Genomic DNA, 2,116 nt, shown 5'->3' with positions numbered 1-2,116 from the left:
AATAGAAAAGTTTATTAAGTAGAAGCAACAACTACTAATCGGTGAAACCCATGTCGGAACACAACAGGCGGCTCGTTGAGCGGGCCGGTATAGACGTTGAGAAGCTCTTGGAAATGCTGCTGAAGGCTGCCGCGGCGGAGTTCACGACCTATTACTACTACACCATCCTGAGGAACCACGCTGCGGGCATGGAAGGTGAGGCCATAAAGGAGATTGTCGAGGATGCACGCATCGAGGACAGGAACCACTTTGAGGCCCTCGTACCGAGGATATACGAGCTCGGCGGGGAGCTGCCGAGGGACATCAGAGACTTTGCGGACATGGCCTGGTGCCGCGACGCCTATCTGCCGGAGGAGCCTACCATCGAGAACATTCTGAAAGTTCTCCTCGAGGCCGAGCGCTGTGCTGTGGGGGTTTACACGGAGATATGCAACTACACGATGGGCAAAGACCCTAGGACCTATGACCTTTCACTGGCAATACTCCACGAGGAGATAGAGCACGAGGCGTGGTTCGAGGAGCTTCTGACGGGCAAGCCGAGCGGCCACTTCAGGCGGAACAAGCCCGGCGAGAGCCCATACGTCTCGAAGTTCCTGAGGTGATTTTTCATTTTGTCAGGATTTCTTTGAAAAAAAGTTATGTAGGAAAACAAAAAACAGTTGGTGGTGATACCATGCTGGCAAAGTACCCGTTTGAACTCCCAAAGGACAGGCCTCTGACCAAGACCGAGATTGCTCAGGCCCTCCGCTGGGCCATCGAGGCCGAGCTCGACGCCATAAGCTTCTACGAGCAGCTGGCAGAGGGAATAGAGGATGAGAGGATAAGGCACATCTTTCTCGATGTTGCCAACGAGGAAAAGGAGCACTTTGGCGAATTTCTCGCGGCGCTCTTCGAGGTTGACGAAGAGCTCGCGAAGTACATGAAGGAGGGCTTTGAGGAAGTTGAGGAAGAGACGGGGATAAAGGTAAAGCTCTGAACTTTCTTTTTTGAGGTGGTTCCGTTGAAGGTTGCCGTCGTTACCGGAGCATCGAAGGGAATAGGGAGGGCCGTTTCCCTGGCCCTTGCCAAAGAGGGGTATTCCCTCGCCATCGGTGCCAGAAGCCTGGATCTTCTCGAAGAGGTGGCAGAGAAGACTAATGCGTTTTATTCCTTCCTCGATGTTTCAAAAGAGGACAGCGTGAATCAGTTTGCACAAAAAGTCTTGAAGAGATTTGGCCGGGTCGACCTTCTCGTGGCAAACGCCGGCATTGGAGTTGGGGGAAGGCTCGATGAAGTTTCCGACGAGGACTTCGAGAGGGTTCTACAAGTGAACACCCTCGGCCTGTGGAGGAGCATTAAGGCCTTTCTGCCAGCTTTGAAGAAGAGCCGGGGCCTGGTTATAGCGGTCACGTCCGACATATCTACCCGTCTCATCCCCGGCTCTGGCGCATACGTCGCCAGCAAATGGGCCGCTCGAGCCATACTCAGGACTTTTCAGATCGAGAATCCCGAGGTCAGGTTCCTTGAGCTCAGGCCGGGGGCGGTGGACACGCATTTCTACGGGAAACCGGGAAGGAGGCGCGAGGAGGGCTTCATGAAGCCCGAGGATGTGGCAGAGGTCGTTAGGGCGATTGTTCGGCTTCCCAATCACGTTCGAGTTGAGGAGCTCATGTTTCGGTCAATTTATCAGGATCCAGAATACTGAACTTCAGTAAAGGTTATTAGGCGTTGGAGCATAAGTTAAGACGGTGATGTCCATGTCTGAACCACTGGTGAAACACGCCTACGAGACCGAGAAGAAGGCAGCCTCCAGCTACACCGACGGTTTGAAGCTCATAAGGGGGCAGGGGCTGAGATACACCAAGGTTGAAGAGATCGTTGGAAGGATTGCAGTCGACACAGTTATCCACAAGCACCTGATGAAGGCAATCCTCGAGGCGCAGAAGGAGCTTGAGAAACTTTCTGGTGAGGGGCCGCTCTCGGAGGTCAAGGACGTTGAACTTTCCCCAGAGCAGAAGGCCCTCGTCAAGCGCTTCGCTGAGATGCACCTCGAGATAGAGAAGGACATGATTCAAACCTACGAGAAGATGGCGGAGAAGATGACCCACCCGCTCTTCAAGGGCATAGCCGAGGCCCT

The 2,116-nt window shown here is 53.9% G+C and carries 4 protein-coding genes; all 4 read left to right on the top strand.

Annotation, left to right across the window (positions count from 1 at the left end; genetic code table 11):
- Positions 1-50 precede the first annotated feature (50 nt).
- A complete protein-coding gene (gene dps / locus MVC73_RS09665) occupies positions 51-602 on the top strand; it encodes a DNA protection during starvation protein (RefSeq protein ID WP_297510400.1) in 552 nt (183 codons plus the stop codon).
- 71 nt (positions 603-673) lie between these two features.
- Positions 674-976, top strand: a complete 303-nt coding sequence (locus tag MVC73_RS09660) for a ferritin family protein (RefSeq protein WP_297510397.1) — start codon at positions 674-676, stop codon at positions 974-976.
- 24 nt (positions 977-1,000) lie between these two features.
- Positions 1,001-1,684, top strand: coding sequence for an SDR family oxidoreductase (locus MVC73_RS09655; RefSeq protein ID WP_297510394.1), 684 nt, complete (start codon positions 1,001-1,003; stop codon positions 1,682-1,684).
- Positions 1,685-1,730: 46 nt separating this feature from the next.
- A partial coding sequence (locus MVC73_RS09650; RefSeq protein ID WP_297510391.1) for a rubrerythrin family protein occupies positions 1,731-2,116 on the top strand: 386 nt, incomplete at its 3' end.

Origin of the sequence: Thermococcus sp., assembly GCF_027052235.1 — an archaeon.
Taxonomy (GTDB): Archaea; Methanobacteriota_B; Thermococci; order Thermococcales; family Thermococcaceae; genus Thermococcus.
The sequence above is the reverse complement of the archived record's forward strand: the minus strand, read 5'-3'. Positions and strand labels throughout refer to the sequence as shown.